21 protein-coding genes and 1 tRNA gene are annotated in these 26,008 nt (G+C 62.9%); 8 read left to right on the plus strand and 14 right to left on the minus strand.

Translation table 11 applies throughout. From position 1 onward, the window contains the following. Positions 1–2,388: a hybrid sensor histidine kinase/response regulator gene (locus tag DM807_RS16200; RefSeq protein WP_060514146.1), complete on the plus strand. Its 2,388-nt coding sequence runs from the start codon at positions 1–3 to the stop codon at positions 2,386–2,388. Between the two features lie 150 nt (positions 2,389–2,538). Here the strand turns inward: DM807_RS16200 and DM807_RS16205 are convergent. Further along, positions 2,539–2,613 (minus strand) — tRNA-Gln (locus DM807_RS16205). Positions 2,614–2,872: 259 nt separating this feature from the next. Between DM807_RS16205 and DM807_RS16210 the strand changes: the two genes are divergently transcribed. Both DM807_RS16210 and zapE read left to right on the plus strand, forming a co-directional pair. Further along, positions 2,873–3,115, plus strand: coding sequence for a hypothetical protein (locus DM807_RS16210; protein ID WP_012271609.1), 243 nt, complete (start codon positions 2,873–2,875; stop codon positions 3,113–3,115). A 127-nt stretch (positions 3,116–3,242) separates the two neighbouring features. Continuing rightward, positions 3,243–4,313 carry a cell division protein ZapE gene (gene zapE, locus DM807_RS16215; protein WP_060514147.1) on the plus strand — a complete coding sequence of 357 codons (1,071 nt, stop codon included), beginning with the start codon at positions 3,243–3,245 and terminating at the stop codon, positions 4,311–4,313. 65 nt (positions 4,314–4,378) lie between these two features. Here the strand turns inward: zapE and DM807_RS16220 are convergent, their stop codons facing one another. Beyond that, positions 4,379–6,268, minus strand: a complete 1,890-nt coding sequence (locus DM807_RS16220; RefSeq protein ID WP_012271607.1) for a propionyl-CoA synthetase — start codon at positions 6,266–6,268, stop codon at positions 4,379–4,381. Positions 6,269–6,447: 179 nt separating this feature from the next. On the opposite strand from DM807_RS16220, the gene DM807_RS16225 reads away from it, so the two are divergent. Then, complete coding sequence (locus DM807_RS16225) at positions 6,448–7,314, plus strand: LysR family transcriptional regulator (RefSeq protein WP_012271606.1); 867 nt, start codon at positions 6,448–6,450, stop codon at positions 7,312–7,314. Here DM807_RS16225 and DM807_RS16230 read toward each other — a convergent pair. From DM807_RS16230 to DM807_RS16250, 5 genes are all read right to left on the minus strand, one after another. Next, positions 7,288–8,442: an HPP family protein gene (locus tag DM807_RS16230; protein WP_012271605.1), complete on the minus strand. Its 1,155-nt coding sequence runs from the start codon at positions 8,440–8,442 to the stop codon at positions 7,288–7,290. The two genes, DM807_RS16225 and DM807_RS16230, sit on opposite strands and share 27 nt — an antisense overlap. A 253-nt stretch (positions 8,443–8,695) precedes the next feature. Beyond that, the gene (locus tag DM807_RS16235) at positions 8,696–10,015 is read right to left on the minus strand and encodes an ATP-binding protein (RefSeq protein WP_060492839.1); all 1,320 of its coding nucleotides are present in this window, start codon (positions 10,013–10,015) and stop codon (positions 8,696–8,698) included. Continuing rightward, positions 10,012–10,680: a response regulator transcription factor gene (locus DM807_RS16240; protein ID WP_060514148.1), complete on the minus strand. Its 669-nt coding sequence runs from the start codon at positions 10,678–10,680 to the stop codon at positions 10,012–10,014. The genes DM807_RS16235 and DM807_RS16240 overlap by 4 nt, the downstream gene beginning before the upstream one ends. After that, positions 10,681–10,995 (minus strand): PepSY domain-containing protein, encoded by a 315-nt coding sequence (locus DM807_RS16245; RefSeq protein WP_060492840.1) that lies wholly within the window; start codon positions 10,993–10,995, stop codon positions 10,681–10,683. After that, positions 10,995–11,303, minus strand: a complete 309-nt coding sequence (locus tag DM807_RS16250) for a PepSY domain-containing protein (protein WP_012271601.1) — start codon at positions 11,301–11,303, stop codon at positions 10,995–10,997. The genes DM807_RS16245 and DM807_RS16250 overlap by 1 nt, the downstream gene beginning before the upstream one ends. A gap of 164 nt (positions 11,304–11,467) precedes the next feature. Here DM807_RS16250 and DM807_RS16255 point away from each other — a divergent pair, with 164 nt between their 5' ends. The 3 genes from DM807_RS16255 (at position 11,468) to queD (ending at position 13,958) form a co-directional block, all read left to right on the plus strand. Then, a complete protein-coding gene (locus DM807_RS16255; protein WP_012271600.1) occupies positions 11,468–12,547 on the plus strand; it encodes a patatin-like phospholipase domain-containing protein in 1,080 nt (359 codons plus the stop codon). Between the two features lie 80 nt (positions 12,548–12,627). Beyond that, on the plus strand, positions 12,628–13,278 hold the full coding sequence (locus DM807_RS16260) for a hypothetical protein (RefSeq protein ID WP_012271599.1): 651 nt from the start codon (positions 12,628–12,630) through the stop codon (positions 13,276–13,278). Positions 13,279–13,601: 323 nt separating this feature from the next. After that, complete coding sequence (gene queD / locus DM807_RS16265) at positions 13,602–13,958, plus strand: 6-carboxytetrahydropterin synthase QueD (protein ID WP_012271598.1); 357 nt, start codon at positions 13,602–13,604, stop codon at positions 13,956–13,958. A gap of 68 nt (positions 13,959–14,026) precedes the next feature. Here queD and DM807_RS16270 read toward each other — a convergent pair whose 3' ends face one another. Then, entirely contained in the window at positions 14,027–14,506 is a 480-nt protein-coding gene (locus DM807_RS16270) for a DUF1289 domain-containing protein (RefSeq protein WP_171577252.1), read from the minus strand. A 405-nt stretch (positions 14,507–14,911) separates the two neighbouring features. Between DM807_RS16270 and acnB the strand changes: the two genes are divergently transcribed. Then, complete coding sequence (gene acnB, locus DM807_RS16275; protein ID WP_041166454.1) at positions 14,912–17,521, plus strand: bifunctional aconitate hydratase 2/2-methylisocitrate dehydratase; 2,610 nt, start codon at positions 14,912–14,914, stop codon at positions 17,519–17,521. A 72-nt stretch (positions 17,522–17,593) separates the two neighbouring features. Here the strand turns inward: acnB and prpD are convergent, their stop codons facing one another. The 6 genes from prpD to DM807_RS16305 all read right to left on the minus strand — a co-directional run bounded on the left by prpD (position 17,594) and on the right by DM807_RS16305 (position 25,955). Beyond that, complete coding sequence (gene prpD, locus DM807_RS16280) at positions 17,594–19,078, minus strand: 2-methylcitrate dehydratase (RefSeq protein ID WP_012271595.1); 1,485 nt, start codon at positions 19,076–19,078, stop codon at positions 17,594–17,596. A gap of 72 nt (positions 19,079–19,150) precedes the next feature. After that, positions 19,151–20,341 (minus strand): 2-methylaconitate cis-trans isomerase PrpF, encoded by a 1,191-nt coding sequence (gene prpF / locus DM807_RS16285; protein ID WP_012271594.1) that lies wholly within the window; start codon positions 20,339–20,341, stop codon positions 19,151–19,153. A 64-nt stretch (positions 20,342–20,405) separates the two neighbouring features. Then, positions 20,406–22,994, minus strand: a complete 2,589-nt coding sequence (acnD, locus tag DM807_RS16290; protein WP_069942812.1) for a Fe/S-dependent 2-methylisocitrate dehydratase AcnD — start codon at positions 22,992–22,994, stop codon at positions 20,406–20,408. Between the two features lie 169 nt (positions 22,995–23,163). Further along, positions 23,164–24,291, minus strand: a complete 1,128-nt coding sequence (gene prpC / locus DM807_RS16295; protein ID WP_060514150.1) for a bifunctional 2-methylcitrate synthase/citrate synthase — start codon at positions 24,289–24,291, stop codon at positions 23,164–23,166. Between the two features lie 60 nt (positions 24,292–24,351). After that, positions 24,352–25,242 carry a methylisocitrate lyase gene (prpB, locus tag DM807_RS16300; RefSeq protein WP_060493053.1) on the minus strand — a complete coding sequence of 297 codons (891 nt, stop codon included), beginning with the start codon at positions 25,240–25,242 and terminating at the stop codon, positions 24,352–24,354. Further along, positions 25,239–25,955 carry a GntR family transcriptional regulator gene (locus DM807_RS16305; RefSeq protein WP_012271590.1) on the minus strand — a complete coding sequence of 239 codons (717 nt, stop codon included), beginning with the start codon at positions 25,953–25,955 and terminating at the stop codon, positions 25,239–25,241. The genes prpB and DM807_RS16305 overlap by 4 nt, the downstream gene beginning before the upstream one ends. Positions 25,956–26,008: the final 53 nt, after the last annotated feature.

Here is a 26,008-nt window from a genome sequence, read left to right on the forward strand (position 1 = left end):
ATGCAACAAACGCCGTTGAAACTACTGATGGTCGAAGACAGCTCGATGGATGCCGAGCTTACCCTGTTGCGCCTGGAACGCAGCGGGTTGCAAGTGCAATCACAGCTGGTGTTCGACCATGCGGGCGTCGAACATGCCCTGCGCGAAGCCCACTACGACCTGATCCTGTGCGACTGTGTGCTGCCAGGCTCGTCCGGCACCGAGGTGCTGGCCATCGCCCAGCGCCTGGCACCGGACATCCCGTTCATCTTCCTGTCCGGTATTTACGGCGAAGAACACGCGGTGGAAATGATCCGCCTGGGCGCCACCGACTATGTGCTGAAAAAAAACCTGCCACTGCTGCCCAAGGCCGTGCGCAGGGCGCTGACCGAAGTACAGGAGCGCCAGCGCCGGCGCCGCGCCGAAGAAGCATTGGCCGACGTTGAGGCGCGTGCTCGGATCGCCATCGACGCTGCCGGCATGGGCACTTGGGACCTGCGCCCGCAGGAAGGCCTGCTGGTTTGGGATGACCGCTGCAAGACGTTGTTCGGCCTGCCTACCAGCACCGAAATGAGCCTTGAGGTGTTCCTCGGTGGCATCTACCCCGATGACCTGGCAATGGTGCGTGACGCGGTGGAATATGCCATGCGCCCCGAAAGCGGTGGCCAGTACCGGGTGGAGTTTCGTATCGCGCCAGTCGATGGCCAGGAGCCGCGCTGGTTGCTCAGCAGTGGCCAGAGCCAGTTCGTCGACGGCCAATGCGTGCGTTTTTCCGGTGTGCTGCAGGACATCCACACGCAACGCCTGGCCACCCAGGCACTGCGCCAGCTGAACGAGATGCTCGGTGAACGGGTCGAGCGACGCACGCGCGAACGCGATCGCGCCTGGGAGCTGTCGCAAGACTTGCTGGCCGTACTGAACAAGGACCTGACCCCGGTCGCGCTGAACCCCGCGTGGGAGGCCAGCCTGGGTTTCTCCCGCGAGCGCCTGAGCCAGTCGTCCCTGCTGCACCTGCTGCCCGAGCCCGATCAGGAACTGCTACTCACCGAACTGGCCGCCCTCGCCCATGGCCGCACCAGCGCCCGCTTTGTCGGCCGCATCCTGCATGCCGGCGGCCAGCAGCGCTGGCTGTCGTGGGTGGTGGTGCCGGAAGACACCCTGCTGTACGTGGTGGCACGCGACATCACCAGCGAACGTGAAGCCGCCCTGGGCCTGGCTGAAGCCAACGCCCGCCTGCGCGAGCAGATCAACGAACGCGAGCGCATCGAGGCTGCCTTGCAACAGATGCAGAGGCTGGAGGCGGTTGGCCAACTGACCGCAGGCGTGGCCCATGACTTCAACAACTTGCTCACGGTGATCCTCACCGGTGCAAGCTTTCTTGAGCGTGACCTGGCCAAGGCCGACCTGGACAAGGCCCGCACACGCCTCACGCATATCCGCGAAGCGGGCGAGCGTGGCGCCAAGCTGACCTCGCAGTTGCTGGCTTTCTCCCGTCGCCAGCGTCTGGAGCCGGTAGCGCTTAACCTCAACCGCACCTTGGCCGGCCTGGAAGAGCTGCTGCGCCGTACCCTGGGTGGCAACGTCTCGGTGCGCTTGGACCTGGACCAGGCCCTGTGGCAGGCAATGACCGACCCGACCCAGACCGAGATGATCATCCTCAACCTGGCGATCAATGCCCGCGATGCCATGCCCGAGGGCGGACAGCTGACCCTTACCACCCGCAACACCCGTATCAACGGGCGCCCGCATCGCCCAGAAGACCCGGACCCCGGCGAGTACGTGATGCTGAGCATCCGCGATACCGGCTGCGGCATGAGCGACGACGTGTTGGCCAAGGTGTTCGAGCCGTTCTTCACCACCAAGGACATCGGCAAAGGTTCGGGCCTGGGCCTGGCCCAGGTGTTCGGCTTCGCCAAGCAGTCCGGGGGTGGCGTGCGCATCGATACCACACCGGGGCGCGGCACCGAGGTGGCGGTGTACCTGCCCGCAGTAAAGGAGGAAGTGGTGGACGAACCTGCCGCAGCGGTGCTCAGCCAGTCGAGCAGCGAGAGCGGCCGTAACCGCACGGTGCTGCTGGTGGACGATGACCACCTGGTGCGCGACATGCTTGGCGATGTATTGCGCCAGTACGGCTATCAGGTGCGCCAGGCGCACAGCGGCGAGCAAGCATTGGCATTGCTGGATGACGAGATCGACCTGCTGCTGACGGATTTCGCCATGCCCGAGTTCAACGGTGCGCAACTGGCGCTGGCGGCGCGTGAGCGGTACCCGCGCCTGCCCGTGGTGTTCCTTACTGGGTATGCCGAGCTGCAGGGGCTGGAGCTGCCGGGCAGCCTGGTGATTCAGAAGCCGGTGCAGGCCGATGAACTGGCCAGGGTACTGAACGAAATGCTGGGCATTGCCGGGTAACTTGAGACGACGCAAAACCCGTGCAGGAGCGGCCCATCGCGACACAAGGCCGCTTCTACAGGCATCGCATTACGAAATTAAATACGGAAACGACAAAACCCAGCGCTCATCTTTCGAAGCACCGGGTTATAGACGTTTGAAACTGGAAAATGGCAGGGGCGGCTGGATTCGAACCAACGCATGGCAGGATCAAAACCTGCTGCCTTACCGCTTGGCGACGCCCCTGTATCGGATGCAGTGTTTGCTGCTCTGACAATTCCAACTGAGTGACAACTGGGTTGTTGTCTTGGAATGCGCGGCACTTTAACAACAAACTTTCGGTCTGTGAACCCCCTGATGAAAAAAAATTGCTAAAAAACAGCGGGTTAGTCATTTCGGCGTTGGCCCATCGACCATCCGTCGCTTTCCTCCCGCTTCGCTTCAACAGAATCGCATTCCTTCCTTCCAATCAGATGAGCCCACTGCATCGACCAAGGAGGACCTCATGCCTGTCTCCCACGACCTCTACCAGGACCTGCACTACCCGCGCGAAATCGTCCAGCAACGCCGCCAGCAGGACAAGGCGCTGGACCGCCTGCTGGACGAGTACATGGACATCGACAACCAGGTGCTGGCTGCCGAGTCGATCTCGGCCGGCAACTTCGTTGACGAAGACCTGCGCCACCTCAAGGAGCGCCGCCTGGCGGTGAAGTACATGATCGAGCGCCAGCTGGAGCGCAAAGCCTAGGCAATGCAGGTGCGCGGCCAGACGTATCGCATGAAGTGATCATTGCCGGTCACTTTCTGTATTAGTCAAAATGGCCGCCCTCGGGCAAGCTGCACGCTGACCCGCCATCGCCCAAGGAGCGTTGCTTTTGTCTGCCTGGATCCCTGCCCCATTGCGCCAGCTTGGCCAGCGCCTGCGCGGCACTGCCGCCAACGAGAGCGAACTGCTCGATTGGTTCGAGGACAAAGCCCGAAGCCGGGGTTATCAGCTTAGTGACGGCCAGCGACGGGTGATCCACTGCATGGCCGAACAACTGGCACTGCTGGAACAAGGGCAGCCACGCAGCCTGTACCTCTACGGGTCGGTGGGACGCGGCAAGAGCTGGCTGCTGGACGGTTTCTTCCAGGCGGTACCGGTCGAGGCCAAGCGCCGCCTGCATTTTCATGACTTCTTTGCTCGCCTCCACCGAGGCATGCACCACCACCGGGCGCTGGACGATGCGCTGGGCGCAACCCTCGACGAGCTGGTGGGTGGCTGCCAGGTGCTGTGCTTCGACGAATTCCACGTGCATGACATCGGCGATGCCATGCTGCTGACACGCCTGTTCAACGCCCTGTTCGCACGCGGCGTGTTCCTGCTGGTGACGTCCAACTACGCGCCCGAAGGGTTGTTGCCCAACCCGCTGTACCACGAGCGCTTCCTCCCGGTAATCCGCCTGATCAACAGCTCGATGCAAGTGCTCGAAGTGGACGGCGACACCGACTTTCGCAGCTTGCCGGCCAACCGTGAGCATCAACGTTTTACCCAGGGCCATTATGTCTGGCCGGGGAATGCAGCGCAGCGCCAGGCGCTGAACGTGCCGAACGAACAGCCGGTGATGCTGGAAGTGAACAAGCGCCCGCTGCGTGCGCTGGCCATCGATGGCCGGCGGGTGGTGCTTGGCTTCGATGACTTGTGCGAGAAGGCCACGGCGGTCATTGACTACCTGGTGCTGGCGGCGCAATACGATGAATGGATCATCGACGGGCTGGGTGACCTGGCGGAGTGCTCGCTGGCGGCTCAGCAGCGTTTCGTCAACCTGGTGGATGTGTTGTATGACCAGGATCGGCAGGTGGTGGTGATAGGTAAACGGCCACTGGAAGAAAGCCTGGGCGGGCCGCTTGCCGACCTGATGCGTACCCGCAGCCGCTTGGGGCAATTGCACCAGATAGCCCCTTGAAACTGCATCGCCTCGACAGGCCTCTTCGCCGGTAAACCTGCGAAGAGGCCTGTAATGTCAAAGCATCAACCGGCTCTGGGTAAATCCGCCAGCACCGCCTCGATCTCCCCCAGCACCGCCGGGTCATCCAGGGTCGAAGGCGGCGCATAGTCCTGCCCGTCGGCGATCTTGCGCAGCACCGCACGCAAAATTTTCCCCGAGCGGGTCTTGGGGAGCCGCTTCACCAACCGAACCCGGTTGAAACAGGCCAGCGGGCCAATCGCCTCGCGCACACTGCCCACCAGGTCCACCAGCAGTTGCGCCTCGGCAATGCCCTCGCCGTCCTTGAGCACAACAAGTGCCAACGGCACTTGCCCCTTGATTTCATCGTGCACGCCAACCACCGCACACTCGGCCACCGCCGGGTGGCAGGCCACCAGGTCCTCCATTTCGCCGGTAGACAACCGGTGCCCCGACACATTGATCACGTCATCGGTGCGCCCCATGATGTAGACGAAACCGTCATCGTCCAGGTAGCCGCCGTCACCGGTGTGGTAATACCCCGGGTAGGTGCGCAGGTACGCCTGCAGGTAGCGCTCGTGGTCGCCCCACAGTGTCTGGCTACAACCAGGTGGCAATGGCAGGGCGATCACTATCGAACCCTGATGGTTGGGCCCGAGCAAGCGGCCTTCGTCGTCCAGCACGCGAACGTTGTAGCCGGGTACCGCCCGGTTGCTCGATCCCGGCTTCGCGGCGCTCCCCTCCAGCCCGACACACGGCGCAGTGACCGGCCAGCCGGTCTCGGTCTGCCACCAGTGGTCGTGCACAGGCTTGCCACTGACCCGTTCCAGCCATTCGTGGGTGCTGGAATCGAGCTTCTCACCCGCCAGGAACAATTGGCGCAGCGAGCTGAGGTCATGTTTGCGGATCAGCTCGCCTTCCGGGTCTTCCTTGCGGATGGCACGCATGGCGGTGGGCGCACAGAACAACGCATTGACCTTGTATTGCTCCACCACCCGCCAGTAGGCCGAGGCATCCGGGGTGCGGATCGGCTTGCCTTCGTAGAACACTGTGGTACAGCCGCTCATCAACGGCCCGTAAACGATCAGCGAATGGCCGACCACCCAGCCCACATCAGATATGCCCCACCACACATCGCCGGCCTGCATGCCATAGATATGGCGCATGGCATAGCACAGCGCCACGGCATTGCCACCGTTCTCCCGCACGATGCCTTTGGGTTTGCCGGTGGTACCCGAGGTATACATGATGTACAGCGGGTCGCCGGCATCCAACTCGACTGGGGCCACCGGCTCGGCGCCGGTCAAGGCCGCCTGCCAGTCCAGGTCGCGGCCTGGCTGCAGGTCGGCCTGCACCTGTGGCCGCTGCAGCACCAGCACATTGCGCGGTTGGTGCCGGGCCAGTTGCAGGGCGCGGTCGACCAGCGGCTTGTACGCAATCACGCGATCGAACTCCAGCCCGCAGGAGGCCGTCAGCAGCAGCGTGGGCCGGGCATCATCGATGCGCAAAGCCAGTTCGTTGGCGGCAAAGCCACCGAACACCACCGAATGCACCGCGCCAATCCGCGCACAGGCCAGCATGGCCATGGCTGCCTGCGGCACCATGGGCATGTAGATGATCACGCCATCGCCCTTGCTCACCCCCAGCTGGCGCAGCAAGCCAGCCAGGCGCGCCACTTCATCGCGCAACTGGTTATAGGTATACGCCTGCTGCACGCCCGTCACCGGCGAATCGTAGATCAGCGCCAATTGCTCGCCACGGCCTTGCTCGATCTGGTAATCGAGGGCCAGGTAGCAGCTGTTAAGGCGGCCGTCTGCGAACCAACTATGGGTACCGTCGGCGTGGTCTTGCAAAGTCAGGGCAGGCTTGCGGTGCCAGGCCAGGTGTGCGGCCTGTTCCGCCCAGAAAGCGGCAGGGTCGGAAATGGAATGGGCGTAGCTGTGCTGGTAGCTCATATCGAAAGAAACCCGGTACTTGTTGTTATTGAAGGGCGAAACCTGAGTATGGACCGCTACACCCACGCCGCCATGGGACTAAAGTCACAACCGACCTGCAAATTTGCAGACAACGCAAAAACGCCCCATAACGGTGCAAAGCCTCTAGAATAGGCCACCCCTCAGCCACCGAGCAGCCCATGGATATCGATCAGGCCCGAACCTTCCTGGAAATCGTGCGTTGCGGCAGCCTGGTCGCCGCCGCCGAGCGCCTGTTCGTGTCACAGACCGCGATCACCGCGCGGGTACAGCGCCTGGAGCAGCAACTGGGTTGCCAGCTGTTCGTACGCAGCCGCAACGGCGCCAGTTTGACCAGCGATGGCGAAGCGTTCGTCAGTTATGCCAACCAGCTGGTACAAACCTGGGAAGCAGCGCGCCGCGACCTGCCGCTGCCTGAAGGCTGCCAGCAGGTGCTGCATGTGGGCGGTGAGGTGAGTTTGGGCAACCCGATGCTGCTCGACTGGGTCAGCGCCCTGCACCGTGAACTGCCCAGCCATGCCATCCGCAGCGAGGTCAGCGACGGTGAATCACTGCTGCGCAAGGTCGAGATGGGCCTGCTGGACGCCGCGCTGGTCTATCAGCCGACCTACGGCCCCGGCCTGCAGGTGGAGCAATTGATGGAAGAAAAGCTGATCCGTGTGCGCCGGGTCGCCCAGCCCGAACCGTACATCTACATTGACTGGGGCGAGGCCTTCCGCCGCCAGCACGATGCGGCCCTGCCCGACTGCGCACGCCCGGCACTGAGCTTCAACCTCGGCCCATTGGCCCTGCAGTTCATTCTTGACCAGGGGGGCAGCGGCTACTTCCGCACACGCGTGGTGCAGGCCTACCTGGACAGCGGGGTGTTCGAGCGGGTACCGCAGGCGCCTGAGTTCACTTACCCAACCTTCCTGGTGTACCCGCGCAAACGCGACAGCGAAGCCCTGCAACAGGCCTTCGCCATCCTGCGCCGGCTGGTGGCTGCCGGCGCAAGCGATTGGTCACAACGCTGGGACCCGGTTATCTGATGCCTCGGCCTTGCTAAGCAGCTGACGTTTGAGGCCGGCGATCAAGTCGGTCTGGGTGATCACCCCTACCAGCTTCTCGGCATCGAGCACCGGCAGGCAGTGCAGGCCCTGTTCGCACAACAACGGCAGCAGCCGCTCCAGCGGGTGCTGGCTGCTGACACTGACTACCCGCCGACTCATCACTTGCTCCATGCGTACCGCTTTGCGGCCAAACAAACCGCGCCAGCTGAAACGGCCACGCTGCATGGCCGGGCCGACCAGGTCGCTGAGGCTGACGATGCCCACCAGCTTGCCGTGCTGCAGTACCGGCAGGGTTTTCAGGTGATGGCTGGCGAGCATTTTCCAGGCCTGTTCCAGCGTGGTATCAGGCGTGGCGAACTGTACATCGCGGGACATCACCGAGGCCGCGGTGATACCGCCCAGGCTACGCTGCAGGGCGTGCTGCTCGGTGGCGAGGATGATGCGCTCCAGTTCGTCACGGGTAACGTCGACGAACTCACCAAGCTCCTCCAGCGCCTGGTCCAGGTCTTCACTGCGAATGCCGACGCGCTCGCCGGGCAGCGGGTCATGGGTGTGGTGCAGGTCTTTGCGCGGCACCGCGCCTTTCGGATAGCGCACGCCGGTCAGGCGGTTGTAGACGATTGCCACGGCCACCAGGATCAACGCATTGAGCAGCACCGGTTCCAACAGGTGATCGCCCATGGCGGTCAACCCGGAGTCGGCCAGCACCGCGCTCACTGCCACCCCGCCACCCGGGGGGTGTAGGCAGCGTAACAGGCACATGATCAGGATCGAAATGCCCAGAGCCGCAGCCGCCACCCAAAGCTCGGCACCGAAACCTTCGCGCATGGCAAGGCCAACTGCGCCAGCCAAGGCGTAGCTGCCCAGCACCGGCCAAGGTTGGGCCAATGGGCCGGAATGTACGGCGAAAACCAGGACTGCCGAGGCCGCCAACGGGCCCAACAGGTGCAGGGCAATGCCAGGGCCATAGGCCATGCTGGTCAGCCAGCCAGCGAGGAACAAGCCGAGCAACGCACCGATACCGGCACGCAACCATTCTTTGGGAGGGATATTCAGGGGCGCCGGCAACAGGCGCTGCAGACGGCTTTCGGAACGCGAGGCAGACATTGGTATTCGGGGTCTTTGGTTTTTCTGATTAAAAAGAAAGCCCAGCCGAGCTGGCCTGGGCCTTGTATTGCGCGTGCAATACCACAAGGGGCTCCGTCCATGGAGAGATGGAAACCGCAGGGTTTCGTGAGGGGGATTTTGCCGGGTGGGGTGCGATTGGGCTAATTCAAAAAACTGCGCCTGTACTGCATTTTTTTTGCAGTACTGACATTACCATGGGGGCTCGCTGCCACAGAGGGTTTCGGCGCCTGCATCATCGGGCCTTGCGCGGCAGGTCGATGCTCACCCGCAATCCGCCCAGCGGGCTCTCCAGCAAGGCCAGTCGCCCGCCCCATGCCTCGACGATATCGCGCACGATGCCCAACCCCAGCCCATGCCCGTCCACCTGTTCGTCCAACCGCGAACCACGCTCCAGCACCTGCTGCCGCCGGCCTTCAGGGATACCGGGGCCATCGTCATCGACCCACAGCCGGTAGCCCTCGCCGTTCGGCGCTATTCCCAGGCGCACCTCGCTGTCAGCCCACTTGCAGGCGTTGTCCAGCAGGTTGCCCAGCAGCTCCAGGAAGTCCTCGCGGTCCCAGGGCAACAACAGCCCAGGCGGCACATCACTTGCCAATTGCAAGCCCTCGCCATGGATCATGCCCAAGGTCTCCAGCAACCCCGGCAGCTCGGCATCACAATCGAACTGCGCGCCCGGCAAGGCATCCCCTGCCAGCCGTGCACGGTTCAGCTCGCGCGCCAGGCGTTGCTGAATCTGCTCCAACTGCTCGCGCATCTGCGCGCGGACTTCGGGCAGATCTTTCAGGCGTTCGCTGGAGGCCAGGCTCAGCAGCACCGCCAGTGGCGTCTTCAGTGCATGGCCGAGGTTGCCGAGGGCATTGCGCGAACGGCGCAGGCTGTCTTCGGTATGGCTGAGCAAGTGGTTGATCTGCCCCACCAGCGGCGCCAACTCGCTGGGCACCTCGGCATCCAGTTGCGAGCGCTTGCCCTGCTGCAACTGGGCAATCTGCTGTCGCGCCCGCTCCAGCGGCCGCAACGAGCGGGTAACGGTGATGCGCTGCAGCACCAAAACCACAATCAGTGCCACCAACCCCATGCCCAGGCCGATCTGCTGCAAGCGCCGGAAACCTTCGCGCACCGGCGAATAATCTTGCGCCACGCTGATCGAAATATCCTGGCCCAGGCGCCGGTAGTCGGCACGCAGGGCCAGCAGTTGCTGGCCTTCCGGGCCGAGTTCATGGCTATCGGAAAGCCCAGGCGCGGCGGGCTTGGGCATGTCCAGGTCCCACAGCGAACGGGACCGCCAGGTACCTTGGTCGAAATCGATGCGGAAGTAGTAACCGGAAAACGGCCGTTGATAAGCAGCCGAAATACGCCGCTCGTCCAGCTGCAGGCCGGAAGGCCCACGCACCAATGCCACCAGCAGGTTCTCGCTTTCCTTGCGCAGGCCGTTTTCCAGGTACCGTTGCAGGCCGGCTTCGAACAGCCACAAGGTCAATTGTGCCAGCACCACGCCGACCACCACCAGCACGGCCACCAGGCCCAGGCTCAGGCGCGCCTGTATCGACTTCACTCGCCGCTCCCGGCATAGATGTAGCCTTGGCCGCGGCGGGTTTCGATGACACTGCGGCCCAGCTTGCGGCGCAAATGGTTGACGTGCACTTCCAGCACGTTCGAGTCGCGCTCGGTTTCACCGTCGTAAAGGTGCTCGGCCAAATGGCTTTTGGACAGTATCTGCTGCGGGTGCAGCATGAAATACCGCAGCAGGCGGAACTCGGCGGCGGTCAGTTGGATGTCCACACCATCACGGCTCACGCACTGGCGGCTTTCGTCCAGGTGCAGGCCGGCCGCTTCCAGCTTCGGCTGGTTGGCCAGCCCACGGGCGCGGCGCAACAAGGCCTGGATGCGCAGTTGCAGCTCTTCGGGGTGAAAGGGCTTGCTCAGGTAGTCGTCGGCCCCGGCCTTCAGCCCTTCGATACGCTCGGCCCAGGAGCCGCGCGCGGTCAGAATCAGTACCGGCGTGGCCAGGCCGGCGGCGCGCCACTGGGCCAGTACATCCAGGCCCGGCAAGCCAGGCAGGCCAAGGTCCAGGATGATCAGGTCGTACGGTTCGCTTTGCCCCTGGTACACCGCATCACGGCCATCGGCCAACCAATCCACGGCATAACCCTGGCGCTGCAGGCCGGCGGTCAGTTCATCCGCCAGCGGCACATTGTCCTCGACAAGCAACAGGCGCATTCAGTCGTCTTCCTCGTCTTTGAGCAGGGCGCCGGTGCTGGCATCGAGCTTGATCTCGCGCACCACACCTTCAGTCGTCAGCAACTCGACTTCATATTCGTAGCGATCGTCGTCCTCTTCCAGCTCGGCCTCCAGCAAACGCGCCCCGGGGTAACGCCCCAAGGCGGCTTCCAGCAAGTGCTCGAGTGGCAGGATAATGCCCTTCTGCCGCAGCTTCAGGGCTTCGTCCTGATCGAGGTCGCGGGCAGCGGCCAGCGAACACACGGCCAGCAGCGCCAGCGCGAGGTAACGCGCCGGCCGCGGTAAGTGGATCATCAGTTGTCCCGCTCGTCCTTCAGCACTTCACCGGTCTTGGCGTCCAGCGCCACGTCCCATTCGACGTTCTGCGTGTCGCGCAGCTCGACCTTGTAGATGTAGCGGCCGTATTCGTCTTCAAGTTCCGAATCGGTGACGGTGGAGCCTGGGTGCTTGGCCACGGCGGCAGCCTTGAGTTCGTCCAGCGACTTGATGGTCTTGGCGTTGACCAGTTTGACCACTTCGTCGGGTTGAACATCCTTGGCGAAAGCGGCATTGGCGCCCAGAGCGAGGGCAGCGGCGGTGAACAGGGCAGTCAAGGTTTTCATCGTTCTTCTCTCCTGAGAACTGTGCAAGTTGTCTACGGGGTTAAGATTAACCACTGGTCCTTAATTCAACCTGAAAACAGCTGGCGGCATGATAGCGCAAGTCAAGACCGGGCCATCCTCAAACCCTTTATAGTGAACCGCGTACTGCCCAAGGGATCCCCCGCATGAGCGCCATCCACATCAAATACCCCGCCCTCACCTTCAAGGCTGGCCAACGGGCCCTGCGACATATCCGCGAGCGTGGCCTGCAGGCCGCCGATGTCGGGGTCTTGCCGGGCGCGGCGGGTGGGCCGAAGCCGCTGGGCATTCAAGGCCTGGACCTGGCGCTGTTCGGTGAGTGGCTGCCCTCGGCACCGCGCCCGCGGGCGCTGATCGGTGCCTCGATTGGTGCCTGGCGCTTCGCCAGCGCCTGCCTCGACGACCCGGTCGCAGGTATCCGCCGCCTGGGCGAGCTGTACACCGAGCAGGATTTCGCCAAGGGCGTGACCCCGGCCGAAATCAGCCGCAGTTGCCAAAAAATGCTCGATGACCTGTTGCAGGACCGTGACGGCCAGCTGCTGGCCAACCCGCACTATCACCTGAACATTCTGGTGGTGAAGAGCCATGGCCAGCTTGCCCACGACCATCGCGGGCGCCTGGGCTTGGGCCTGGGCTCGGTGGTCGCCAGCAACCTGCTCGGCCGTTCGCGCCTGGCCCGCCACTTCGAGCGCGTCATCCTGCACGATGAGCGCGCCGCCCCACCGCTCGAAGCGCTTACCGATTTCCCCTCGCGCTACTTGCCGCTGGGCCTGGCCAACCTGCGCCACGCCCTGCTCGCCTCGGGCTCGATCCCCATGGTCATGCAGGGCGTGAAAGACATCCCCGGCGCTGGCGCCGGCACTTACCGCGACGGCGGCCTGCTCGACTACCACCTCGACCTGCCCTATCGCGGCGACGACCTGGTGCTGTACCCGCACTTCACCGACAAGGTGGTACCCGGCTGGTTCGACAAAGCCTTGCCCTGGCGCAAGGGCGATGCCACTCGCCTGCAGAATGTGCTGCTGATGACCCCTTCCCCGCAGTACCTGGCCGCCCTGCCCTACGGCAAGCTGCCCGATCGCAACGACTTCAAACGCTTCATGGGCGATGCGCCTGGCCGCAAACGCTATTGGTACAAGGCCATTGCCGAAAGCCAGCGGCTAGGTGACGAATTGCTGGAGCTGATTGCCACCGGGCAGCTGTGTGAACGCCTGCAAGCCTTGTAGCGGCCATGCCTGCGCGACTACCGTTCCGACCCTTCCGCGGTGTTAATATGTCGTTTTGCCAGCATCAGGGGATCTGAGGGATGAAAGCGGTATTGGGCATCGGCGCTGCGATAGCGATTGCGGTGGCGGGTTGGTTCGGATGGAACCATTACGAAAGTGGCAAAGAACATGATGTAGCGGCAGCAGCTGTGCAGGTTTCCGTCACCCAAGCTGAACGACAGATGAAAGCGCAGTCAGAGGATGGAATCACTTTCGCGGAGTACTTCAAGCGAAGCGATACCGTGATTGACAATCTGGACAAGGAAATTGCCAACCTCGAGGGCCGAACCTGGAAACACAGGCTTGCCGAAAAGGATGCAGCCATCGCATTTATTGATCAATGCAAGGCTATTTTACGTGCGGATCAAACGGAAACCAGACTCCTGATGAAGGAGGGCAGCGCCCGAGAAGCGAATGACGAAGCCAAAAAGGAACTGAATGAGGCGGATTCGTCCGTTGCCAGAGAATGGGCATACAAAAGGTACAAGCGCACCAGCGATGCGCTGATTGATGTACTTGGGAAACTCATCAGCAATGCGGAAGAAAGCAAAGGTAAAATTGAGCGTATGCTGGCTGCGGATAACGCCGTGAAATCGACGTTTGGGGAGGGTCATGGACTCTCTCAGGGCACCGCAGAGCACTTGAAGAATCTGCTGAAACCGGCCGCCCCGGAAAAACCAGCGCAGAGCTGATTACAGCATCTTCAAAAGCCCGCCAGCAAGCGGGCTTTTTCATTGTATTTACAATGGCACAAGCTCTTCCACTTACTACCCAGGATCCTACCCCGCAACCGCGAAAATGCGACCGGCCGGAATACCTTCTATCGCAGATTCCGTGAAGCCCCCCCTAAAAAACAGGTTAAGATAGCGCCCAATTTGGTTGCCTGGCGCCAGCCGGCCATCACTCAGTGAATGACCTCTTTCACCCCAGCGACGACCAATCAGTACATTGAGCAGTACATTGAAATACCAATTTCCGCTCAAGCCCTTACCCCACCAGCTATACAGGTCCACCAGTGGAAATCTTCAAGGAATTCACATTCGAATCGGCCCACCGCCTGCCCCACGTCCCTGAAGGGCACAAATGCGGCCGCCTGCATGGTCACTCGTTCAAGGTCGGCCTGCACCTGACCGGCCCGCTCGACCCGCACACTGGCTGGATCCGCGACTTCGCCGAGGTCAAGGCGATCTTCAAGCCGATCTACGAGCAGCTGGACCACAACTACCTGAACGACATCCCTGGCCTGGAAAACCCTACCAGCGAAGTAATCGCCAAGTGGATCTGGGACCAGGTCAAGCCGTTGATGCCAGAGCTGTCGAAGGTACGCATCCACGAAACCTGCACCAGCGGTTGCGAGTATACCGGCGACTGATTCAGGCTCTACGTCGGCCCCTTCGCGGGTAACCCCGCGAAGGGGCCGGTAGCTTCACCCACTCAGCGTCAACCTTGCCCCGTCGCCAAGGCATCGCGCAGGAAGCTGGGGGCGATGTAGCGCTGATAATGCGCCTCTGAAAGCAGGAAAAACTCGCGATCGATGGCATCGCGCAACTGCGGCAGTTCCCAGTCGCGAAATTCCGGCAACAGCACCATACCGTAGGCCTCCAGGTCACGGATCATCCGCGCCCCGCGGGCGATAAGCTGGTAAGCCCAGCAATATTCCGACTGCTGCTCGACAAAGCGGATCGAGCGCTGCTCCAGTTGCTGGCGCAGCAGGCTTTTGTCGAACACCTCAAGCTTGGCCATCATCACCTGCACCAGCAGTTGCTCAAGGCGCAACCACACGGCGCGCTTCTGCGTGTCGTCGTAACCGTTCCAGTTGATCACTTCGTGGTGAAAACGCTTGCAGCCACGGCACACCGTGTCTCCGTACACCGTGGAGCACAGGCCGACGCAAGGGGTTTTGATGGACTTGTTGGACATGAAAAACAACAGCTTGGCGGTGGAACACAGGCCCATGTTAGCCCTTTGTCTAACCAGGGTCACTCGTTAAAGTCATGTTCACCGCCTTACCTTCGGGCTTTTTTTGCCGTAGAATCATCCGGCCTTTTCAAAGGCAACAATGTCCGTTGGAAGCTGTTTTCAAAGCGTCACGAGCACAGTTAATCCGGTAGAACGGCGTTGGCCCGGGTCATGCTTCCCTCGCATGCCCGCGCCAACCCTCATCAGCCCCCGTTCTGCAGGCGTAAAACTTTGAAAGCAGCTTCTGTAAGGATTCTTTGCGACTCTGGCTGGGCGGCCCACAAAGCCGTGGCAGCGCATGGGTGCATTGAATGCTGGATAAGCGTCCCGGACCCCCTTTAGGGACCACTGATGAGGGAAATAACTGTGCTTGAAGCCTACCGCAAACACATCGAAGAGCGTGCCGCCCTGGGCATCGTGCCCCAGCCGCTGAACGCCGAACAAACTGCAGGCCTGGTCGAGCTGCTGAAAAACCCGCCGGCCGGCGAAGAAGCCTTCCTCGTAGACCTGATCACCAACCGCGTACCGCCAGGGGTCGACGAAGCTGCCTACGTCAAGGCCGCTTTCCTCTCCGCCGTCGCCAAGGGCGAAGCCAAGTCGCCACTGATCGACCGCAAGCACGCCACCGAACTGCTGGGCACCATGCAGGGCGGCTACAACATCGAAACGCTGGTCGCACTGCTGGATGACGCCGAACTGGGCGCCGTCGCGGCCGAGCAGCTCAAGCACACCCTGCTGATGTTCGATGCCTTCCACGACGTGGCCGAAAAAGCCAAGGCCGGCAACGCGCATGCCAAGGCCGTGCTGGAATCCTGGGCTGCCGGCGAGTGGTTCACCTCGCGTCCGGCCATCGCCGACAAGTACACCCTGACCGTGTTCAAGGTACCTGGCGAAACCAACACCGACGACCTGTCCCCAGCCCCGGACGCCTGGTCGCGCCCAGACATCCCGCTGCACGCCCTGGCCATGCTGAAAATGGCCCGCGACGGCATCGAACCGTCGCAGCCTGGTTCGGTCGGCCCGCTGGCCCAGATCGAAGCCGTCAAGGCCAAGGGTTTCCCGGTTGCCTATGTGGGTGACGTGGTCGGTACCGGCTCCTCGCGTAAATCCGCTACCAACTCGGTACTGTGGTTCTTCGGCGACGACATCCCGTACGTGCCGAACAAACGCGCCGGTGGCTTCTGCTTCGGCACCAAGATCGCCCCGATCTTCTACAACACCATGGAAGACGCCGGCGCCCTGCCGATCGAATTCGACTGCACCAACCTGGGCATGGGCGACGTCATCGACGTTTACCCATACAAAGGTGAAGTACGCCGTCACGGCAGCGACGAACTGGTCACCAACTTCGAGCTGAAAACCGAAGTGCTGCTGGATGAAGTCCGCGCTGGCGGCCGTATTCCGCTGATCGTCGGCCGTGGCTTGACCGAAAAAGCCCGCGCCGAACTGGGCCTGGGTGCTTCCGACCTGTTCAAGAAACCAGAGCAGCCTGCCGATTCCGGCAAGGGCTTCACCCTGGCGCAGAAAATGGTCGGCCGTGCCTGCGGCCTGCCAGAAGGCCAGGGCGTGCGCCCAGGTGCCTACTGCGAGCCGAAGATGACCACCGTCGGCTCCCAGGACACCACGGGCCCGATGACCCGCGACGAGCTGAAAGACCTGGCGTGCCTGGGCTTCTCCGCTGACCTGGTGATGCAGTCGTTCTGCCACACCGCGGCCTATCCGAAGCCGATCGACGTCACCACCCACCACACCCTGCCAGACTTCATCCGCACCCGTGGCGGCGTGTCGCTGCGCCCAGGCGACGGCATCATCCACAGCTGGCTGAACCGCATGCTGATGCCTGACACCGTGGGTACCGGTGGCGACTCACACACCCGCTTCCCGATCGGTATCTCGTTCCCGGCCGGTTCCGGCCTGGTGGCTTTCGCCGCCGCCACCGGCGTCATGCCGCTGGACATGCCAGAGTCGATCCTGGTGCGCTTCAAGGGCAAACTGCAGCCAGGCATCACCCTGCGTGACCTGGTGCATGCCATCCCTTACTACGCCATCCAGAAGGGCCTGCTGACCGTCGAGAAGAAGGGCAAGAAAAACGCCTTCTCCGGCCGCATCCTGGAAATCGAAGGCCTGGACGAACTGACCGTCGAGCAAGCCTTCGAGCTGTCCGACGCCTCGGCCGAGCGTTCCGCTGCCGGTTGCACCATCAAGCTGCCAGAGAAGGCCATCGCCGAGTACCTGACCTCCAACATCACCCTGCTGCGCTGGATGATCGGTGAAGGCTACGGCGATGCCCGCACCCTGGAGCGTCGCGCCCAGGCCATGGAAGCCTGGCTGGCCAAGCCTGAGCTGCTGTCGGCCGACGCCGATGCCGAGTACGCCGAAATCATCGAAATCGACCTGGCCGACGTCAAGGAGCCTGTGCTCTGCGCGCCGAACGACCCGGATGATGCCCGCCTGCTGTCCTCGGTACAGGGCGAGAAGATCGACGAAGTGTTCATCGGTTCGTGCATGACCAACATCGGTCACTTCCGCGCTGCCGGCAAGCTGCTGGACAAGGTCAAGGGTGGCATCCCAACCCGTCTGTGGCTGGCTCCGCCAACCAAGATGGACGCTCACCAGCTGACCGAAGAAGGCTACTACGGCATCTACGGCAAGGCCGGCGCACGCATGGAAATGCCAGGCTGCTCGCTGTGCATGGGTAACCAGGCACGTGTGCAGACCGGTTCGACCGTGGTTTCCACCTCGACCCGTAACTTCCCGAACCGTCTGGGCGACGCTACCAACGTGTACCTGGCATCGGCCGAGCTGGCTGCTGTCGCTTCGATCATCGGCAAGCTGCCGACCGTCGAAGAGTACATGCAGTACGCGAAAGACATCGACAGCATGGCTGCCGACGTTTACCGCTACCTGAGCTTCGACCAGATCGCCGAGTTCCGCGAAGCGGCAGCCAACGCCAAGATCCCGGTGGTGCAGGCGTAAGCTGAGTCACAGGTTGTAAAGAAAGCCCTGGCAGTGATGCCAGGGCTTTCTTGTTTCAACCCCACTCCGGCCTCAGATCACGAACAAATCCACGAACCCGTGCACCGCTGTGCGCTCCAGCCGCTGCTGGTCCTTGCACAGCTCTCCAATCTCGCCACACCGCTGCCGCGCGAAACGGGTCGCCAGGTTGGCCCTGAACTTGGCCTCCAGCAACGGTATGCCTTCTCCACGCCGCCGCCGATGCCCGATCGGATACTCCACCAGCACTTGCTCGGTGCTGCTGCCATCCTTGAAGAATACCTGCAGCGCGTTAGCGATCGAACGCTTGTCCGGTTCCAGGTACTCGCGGCTGAAGCGCGGGTCTTCCACCACCTCCATCTTCTCGCGCAAACGATCGATGCTCGGGTGGTTGGCATGGAAGGCATCCTCATAATGCTCGGCCACCAAATGGCCGAAGATCAGCGGCACCGCCACCATGTACTGCAGGCAATGGTCGCGGTCGGCGGCGTTGGCCAGCGGGCCGCTTTTGGAAATGATGCGGATCGCCGACTCCTGGGTGGTGATGACGATGCGGTCGATTTCGTGCAGGCGGTTTCGTACACGCGGATGCAGGGTGACGGCCGCCTCACAGGCGGTCTGAGCATGAAACTCGGCAGGAAAGCTGACCTTGAACAGCACGTTTTCCATCACATAGCTGCCCAAGGCCTGGGGCAGACGCAGCTCGTACTGCCCAGCAGGCTTGAGCGCCAAGTCCTTGTTGGTATGGCTGAACGATACGTCGTAGAAGCCCCATTGCGGCGCCGTAAGCACACCCGGCACGCCCATCTCGCCACGCAAGGCGATATCGGCCAGGCGCACGCCCCGGCTGGACGCATCACCCGCGGCCCAAGACTTGCGTGAGCCCGCGTTGGGCGCATGGCGGTATGTGCGCAGGGCCTGGCCGTCGACGAAGGCGTGGGACAAGGCCGAGAGCATCTGCTCGCGGTTGGCCCCCATCAGCCTGGCGCACACGGCGGTCGAGGCTACCTTCACCAGAATCACGTGGTCGAGCCCAACACGGTTGAACGAGTTTTCCAGCGCCAGCACACCCTGAATCTCGTGGGCCATGACCATGGCTTCGAGCACATCACGCATCAGCAGCGGCGCTTCACCAGCGGCCACGCGCTTTTGTGACAGGTGATCAGCAACGGCCAGGATGCCGCCAAGGTTGTCTGAAGGGTGAGCCCATTCGGCGGCCAGCCAGGTGTCGTTATAGTCCAGCCAGCGCACGGCACAACCGATATCCCAGGCAGCCTTGACCGGATCGAGGCGGTAGGCGGTGCCAGGAACGCGAGCCCCATGGGGCACCACGGTACCTTCCACCAATGGACCCAGCAGCTTGGTGCACTCAGGGAAGCGCAAGGCGAGAAGACCGCAGCCCAGGGTGTCCATCAGGCAGTTGCGCGCGGTGTCCAGGGCTTCAGCGGAATCGACCCGATAACCGAGGGCGTAGTCGGCCAGGGTTTGCAGCACCCGGTCGTAGTCCGGGCGGTCATTGAGGTCTACGTTGGCGCTCATATCCAGCTCCCTTCAGAATTGCCGGGGCTGCACAGCAGCCCCAACTGACTAAAGCCGAGCGCCGCTGGTGCGTTAGAAGCTGTCGCCAGGCACGCGAACCCAGCCCTCCATCAGCACGCGAGCACTGCGGCTCATGATTGCCTTGGTCACCGTCCACTCACCCTTCTCCTGACGCGCCTCGGCGCCGACCCGCAGGGTGCCCGAGGGATGACCGAAACGCACGGCGCTGCGCTCGCCCCCGCCAGCGGCGAGGTTGACCAGCGTGCCCGGAATGGCCGCTGCGGTGCCGATTGCCACCGCCGCCGTACCCATCATGGCATGGTGCAGCTTGCCCATCGACAGGGCCCGTACCAGCAGGTCGATATCGCCTGCCTGCACCGGCTTGCCACTGGACGCAGTGTAGGTGCTCGGTGGCGCAACGAACGCCACTTTTGGTGTGTGCTGACGCCCGGCAGCCTGGTCGACATTGTCGATCAGGCCCATGCGCAAGGCGCCATAGGCGCGAATGGTCTCAAAACGCAGCAGTGCCTGCGGGTCGCCATTGATAGCGTCCTGCAGTTCGGTACCGGTGTAGCCGATATCGGCAGCATTGACAAAAATGGTCGGGATGCCGGCATTGATCAAGGTCGCCTTGAAGGTGCCCACACCCGGCACTTCCAGGTCATCGACCAGCTTGCCGGTAGGGAACATGGCACCCCCGTCGCCGTCCTCGTCGGCGGCCGGGTCAAGAAACTCCAGCTGCACCTCGGCCGCCGGGAAGGTCACCCCGTCCAGCTCGAAATCGCCGGTTTCCTGCACCTCGCCTTCGGTGACCGGCACATGGGCGATGATGGTCTTGCCGATGTTCGCCTGCCAGATGCGCACGGTGGCGATACCGTTGCGCGGTATGCGCGCCGGGTCGACCAGGCCGCTGCTGATGGCGAACGAACCGACCGCAGCGGACAGGTTGCCGCAATTGCCGCTCCAGTCGACGAAGGCCTTGTCGATGCTGACCTGGCCGAACAGGTAATCGACATCGTGCTCGGGCTTGATGCTTCGCGACAGGATCACGGTCTTGCTGGTGCTGGACGTCGCACCGCCCATGCCGTCGATCTGCTTGCCGTAGGGGTCGGGGCTGCCGATTACCCGCAGCAGCAGTGCATCGCGGGCGGGGCCGGGGATTTGCGCCTGCTCGGGCAGGTCTTGCAGGCGGAAGAACACGCCTTTGCTGGTGCCGCCGCGGATGTAGGTGGCGGGGATTTTTACTTGCGGTACATGTGCCATTGTCTTGGGCATCCTGATAGTCCGGTGAAATACCCTGGGGCCGCAAAGCGGCCCCGCTTCATACTCAGGCGGTCGCTTCGAGGAAGTCCTGGGCAAAGCGCTGCAGCACACCGCCCGCTTCGTAGATCGACACTTCCTCGGCGGTGTCCAGGCGGCAGGTCACCGGCACGTCAAGGCGCTCGCCATTGCTGCGGGTAACCACCAACGTCAGGGTCGCCCGTGGCGTACGCGCGCCCAGCACGTCATAGGTCTCGCTGCCGTCCAGGCCCAGGGTCTTGCGGTCGGTGCCCGGTTTGAACTCCAGCGGTAACACGCCCATGCCCACCAGGTTGGTGCGGTGAATGCGCTCGAAGCCTTCGGCGACGATTGCCTCGACACCCGCCAGGCGCACACCTTTGGCCGCCCAGTCACGGGACGAGCCCTGGCCGTAGTCCGCACCGGCAACGATGATCAGCGGCTGCTTGCGCTGCATGTAGGTTTCGATCGCCTCCCACATGCGGGTGACCTTGCCTTCCGGCTCGATACGCGCCAGCGAGCCCTGCTTCACGCTGCCATCTTCCTTGCGCACCATTTCGTTGAACAGCTTGGGGTTGGCAAAGGTGGCGCGCTGGGCGGTGAGGTGGTCGCCACGGTGGGTAGCGTAGGAGTTGAAGTCCTCTTCCGGCAGGCCCATTTTTGCCAGGTACTCACCGGCGGCGCTGTCGAGCATGATGGCGTTCGATGGCGACAGGTGGTCGGTGGTGATGTTGTCCGGCAGCACCGCCAGCGGGCGCATGCCACGCAACGTGCGCTCGCCCGCCAGGGCGCCTTCCCAGTAGGGTGGGCGGCGGATGTAGGTACTCATCGGGCGCCAGTCGTACAGCGGCGCCACTTTCGGCCCACGGTCCTCCTCGATGGCGAACATCGGGATATACACCTTGCGGAACTGCTCCGGCTTGACCGCGGCACGCACCACGGCATCGATTTCTTCATCGCTGGGCCAGATATCCTTCAGGCGGATTTCCTTGCCATCGACCACACCCAGCACATCCTTCTCGATGTCGAAGCGGATGGTACCGGCGATGGCGTAGGCCACCACCAGCGGCGGTGAAGCCAGGAAAGCCTGTTTGGCATACGGATGGATACGCCCGTCGAAGTTGCGGTTACCCGACAGCACGGCGGTGGCGTACAGGTCGCGGTCGATGATCTCTTTCTGGATCACCGGGTCGAGGGCGCCGGACATACCGTTGCAAGTGGTGCAGGCGAAGGCGACGATGCCAAAGCCGAGTTGCTCCAGTTCCTTCTCCAGGCCGGCCTCTTCCAGATACAACTGCACGGCCTTGGAGCCTGGCGCCAGCGATGACTTGACCCACGGCTTGCGGGCCAGCCCCAGCCGGTTGGCATTGCGTGCAATCAAGCCTGCGGCAATCACGTTGCGCGGGTTACTGGTGTTGGTGCAACTGGTGATGGCGGCGATGATCACCGCGCCATCAGGCATTTGCCCCGGTACCTCTTCCCAACTGCCGGCGATGCCTTTGGCCGCCAGGTCGCTGGTGGCCACGCGAGCATGCGGGTTGGACGGGCCGGCCATGTTGCGCACCACGCTCGACAGGTCGAAGCTCAGGGTACGCTCATAAACGGCAGCGCCCAGGCTGTCGGCCCACAGGCCGGCGGCCTTGGCGTAGGTCTCCACCAGCTTGACCTGCTGCTCTTCACGGCCGGTCAGGCGCAGGTAGTCGATGGTCTGCTGGTCGATGGCGAACATCGCTGCAGTGGCGCCGTATTCCGGGGCCATGTTGGAAATGGTGGCGCGATCGCCCAGGGTCAGGGCGCGGGCACCCTCACCGTGAAACTCCAGATACGCGCCGACCACCTTCTGCTTGCGCAGGAACTCGGTCAGGGCCAGCACCAGGTCGGTGGCGGTGATGTTCGGCGCCAGCTTGCCGGTTAGCTCGACGCCGACGATTTCCGGCAGGCGCATCCAGGAGGCGCGCCCGAGCATCACGTTCTCGGCTTCCAGGCCGCCCACGCCGATGGCGATCACGCCCAGGGCATCGACGTGCGGGGTGTGGCTGTCGGTGCCGACGCAGGTGTCCGGGTAGGCCACGCCACGGTCGTTGTGGATCACCGGCGACATCTTCTCCAGATTGATCTGGTGCATGATGCCGTTGCCCGGCTGGATCACGTCGACGTTCTTGAACGCCTTCTTGGTCCAGTTGATGAAGTGGAAGCGGTCTTCGTTGCGGCGGTCTTCGATGGCGCGGTTCTTCTCGAAAGCCTGCGGGTCGAAACCACCGCACTCCACGGCCAGCGAGTGGTCGACGATCAGTTGCACCGGCACCACCGGGTTGACGGCAGCCGGGTCACCACCTTTATCGGCGATGGCATCACGCAGGCCGGCGAGATCGACCAGCGCGGTTTGGCCGAGAATGTCGTGGCACACCACGCGGGCCGGGAACCACGGGAAGTCGAGGTCGCGCTTGCGCTCGATCAGCTGGCTCAGCGAGGCGTCGAGCGTGGCTGGGTCGCAGCGACGCACCAGGTTTTCGGCGAGCACGCGGGAGGTGTATGGCAGGCCGTCGTAGGCGCCGGGCTTGATCGCCTCGACCGCCGCACGGGCATCGAAGTAGTCCAGGTCGGTGCCTGGCAGGTGCTTGCGGAATGCTGTGTTCATATCGTTATCAGGCTCGGTCACGGTATTCGGGGGCAGGTGCGGCTCAGGCCTCGGGAGCGCTACGCGCCCCTTTCGCGACACAAAGCCGCCCCCACAGGTACTGCGCCGTCCCTGTGGGATCGGCCTTGTGTCGCGAAAGGGCTGCGCAGCAGCCCCAGCAATCTCTGACTCAGCGCTGCTCGATCGGCACGAACTGGCGCTGCTCGACGCCGACATACTCGGCGCTCGGGCGGATGATGCGGTTGTTGGCGCGCTGCTCGAAGACGTGCGCCGCCCAGCCGGTCAGGCGCGAGCAGACGAAGATCGGGGTGAACAGCTTGGTCGGGATGCCCATGAAGTGGTAAGCCGAAGCATGGTAGAAGTCGGCATTCGGGAACAGGCGCTTCTGCTCCCACATGGTCTTGTCGATGGCTTCGGAAACCGGGTACAGCACCTTGTCGCCCACTTCGTCGGCCAACTGCTTCGACCAGCCCTTGATCACCTCGTTGCGCGGGTCGGACTCTTTGTAGATCGCATGGCCAAAACCCATGATCTTGTCCTTGCGCTCGAGCATGCGCAGCAGCTCGGCAGTGGCTTCCTGCGGGCTCTGGAAGCGCTCGATCAGCTCCATCGCGGCCTCGTTGGCGCCGCCATGCAGCGGGCCGCGCAGCGAGCCAATGGCAGCAGTAACGCAAGAGTACAGATCGGACAGGGTCGACGCGCAGACACGGGCAGTGAAGGTCGAGGCATTGAACTCGTGCTCGGCGTAGAGAATCAACGACACGTTCATGACCTTGACGTGCAGCTCGCTTGGCTTCTTGCCGTGCAGCAGGTGCAGGAAGTGGCCACCGAGGGTGTCTTCATCGCTGGTGCAGTCAATGCGTACGCCATGGTGGGTGAAGCGGTACCAGTAGCACATCACGGCCGGGAAAAGCGCCAGCAGGCGGTCGGTCTTGTCGCGCTGGGCCTCGAAGGTCAGTTCGGGTTCGAGGGTTCCCAGCACCGAACAGCCAGTGCGCATCACGTCCATCGGGTGGGCGTCGCGCGGGATGCGCTCCAGCACCTCCTTCAATGCTTGCGGCAGGTCACGCAGGCCCTTGAGCTTGCGTTTGTAGTCGGCAAGCTCGGCTTGGGTTGGCAGCTCGCCGTACAGCAGCAGGTAGGCGACTTCTTCAAATTCGGCACCGGCCGCCAGGTCACGTACATCGTAACCCCGATAGGTCAGCCCGGCACCGGCCTGGCCCACGGTCGACAGTGCAGTCTGGCCGGCCACCTGGCCACGCAGGCCTGCGCCACTGAGTACTTTTGCTTCGGCCATGGTGTTTCTCCTTTCTTGAATTTGTTATGGATGCTTTCTGGCTAATTCGGGAGATGTCGCTCAGCCCTTCTTCTGGGCAAACAACGCATCAAGGCTCTGCTCGAAGGCGTGATAGCCGATGGCATCGTAGAGCTCCATGCGGGTTTGCATGGTGTCGATCACGTTTTTCTGCGTGCCGTCACGACGCAGCGCGGTGTACACGTTCTCGGCCGCCTTGTTCATGGCGCGGAACGCCGACAGTGGGTACAGCACCAGCGACACGTCGACCGAAGCCAGTTCTTCGGTGGTGTACAGCGGCGTGGCGCCGAACTCGGTGATATTGGCCAGAATCGGTGCCTTCACCCGATCGGCGAAAGTCTTGTACATCTGCAGTTCGGTGATGGCTTCCGGGAAGATCATGTCGGCGCCGGCCTCGATGCAGGCCTCGGCACGGTCCAGGGCAGCGTTCAGGCCTTCGACGGCCAACGCGTCGGTACGCGCCATGATCACGAAGCTGTCATCGCTGCGGGCATCCACGGCAGCCTTGATGCGGTCGACCATTTCCTGTTGGGTGACAATTTCCTTGTTCGGGCGATGGCCGCAACGCTTGGCGCCAACCTGGTCCTCGATATGGATCGCGGCAGCGCCGAACTTGCTCATCGAGCGCACGGTACGGGCAACGTTGAAGGCCGAGGCACCGAAGCCAGTGTCGACATCCACCAACAGCGGCACGTCGCAGACATCGGTGATACGGCGCACGTCGGTGAGCACGTCGTCCAGGCCACTGATGCCCAGGTCCGGCAGGCCCAGGGAGCCTGCGGCCACGCCTCCACCGGACAGGTAGATGGCCTTGAAGCCGGCACGCTTGGCCAACAGGGCATGGTTGGCATTGATGGCGCCAACCACCTGCAGCGGATGTTCAGCGGCAACGGCATCGCGGAAACGCTGACCGGGGGTGCTCTTCACAGTCATTTCTCACCTCGTGGGCTGTTGTTGTGGGCGTCCAGATAGTGGCGCTCGATATTGCGTTTGGATGCACCGATATGGCGGCGCATCAGGAGCTCGGCCAGTTCGCCGTCACGGTCGGCGATGGCATCGAGAATGCGGTGGTGCTCGGCAAAGGCCTGACGCGGCCGGTTGGGCGTGGCGGAGAACTGGATGCGGTACATGCGCACCAGCTGGTACAGCTCGCCGCAGAGCATCTTGACCAGGGTCTGGTTACCGCTACCCTGAATAATCCGGTAGTGGAAGTCGTAGTCGCCTTCCTGCTGGTAGTAACCCAGGCCGGCCTGGAACGCAGCGTCGCGCTCGTGGGTGTCGAGCACCCGGCGCAACTCGTCGATGTCGGCCTGGCTCATGCGTTCGGCCGCCAGCCGGCAGGCCATGCCTTCCAGGGACTCGCGAATTTCGTACAGTTCGATCAGCTCGGCGTGGTTGAGCGACACTACCCTCGCCCCTACATGCGGCACGCGCACCAGCAGGCGCTGGCCTTCAAGGCGGTGGATAGCCTCGCGCAGCGGCCCACGGCTGATGCCATAGGTGCGCGCCAGTTCCGGCTCGGAAATCTTGCTGCCGGGGGCGATTTCACCCTTGACGATGGCCGCCTGGATGCGCCGGAAGACGTTTTCGGAAAGTGTTTCCGTTTCGTCTGCCAGCACTGGGCCAGGGGTGGAAAGGTCCTGCATATTGTCGACACCTTGAAAAACTCTTCGCCAGAAATTAACCAACAGAGCCCATC

The organism is Pseudomonas hunanensis (assembly GCF_013393325.1).
GTDB lineage: Bacteria > Pseudomonadota > Gammaproteobacteria > Pseudomonadales > Pseudomonadaceae > Aquipseudomonas > Aquipseudomonas putida_P.